The sequence below is a fragment of the Psychrobacter coccoides genome, from assembly GCF_017498085.1.
Taxonomy (GTDB): domain Bacteria; phylum Pseudomonadota; class Gammaproteobacteria; order Pseudomonadales; family Moraxellaceae; genus Psychrobacter; species Psychrobacter coccoides.
This window is the reverse complement of the sequence record NZ_JAGBKM010000082.1, coordinates 1-218: the sequence shown is the minus strand read 5'-3', so window position 1 is coordinate 218 and position 218 is coordinate 1. Positions and strand designations below refer to the sequence as shown.

General features: G+C 43.1%; 1 pseudogene. It reads right to left on the bottom strand.

Annotation, left to right across the window (positions count from 1 at the left end):
• Positions 1-218 (bottom strand): annotated as a pseudogene (locus J3492_RS13160) (RNA-guided endonuclease InsQ/TnpB family protein); the annotation flags it as partial.

The following is a 218-nucleotide window of genomic DNA, read 5'->3' as shown; positions in this document are numbered from 1 at the left end:
TTAGCTAAGCTGAATTGCAGGGTGCTTTTTAGAGACTTTTTACCGCTTTGGCGCGTACTGATATGCTTAATAGCGGTCTTTTTAAACGGAATCCAGCCCAAACTCTTTCTCTTGGCCTTTGGATTATTGGTGCGCCAGTTGAGTTTGGCTTTTTTAAACTGTTTACGGCTTTTGGCATGGGTTTCTGAGATGGCTTGTAGGGTTTGACTGTGCAGATT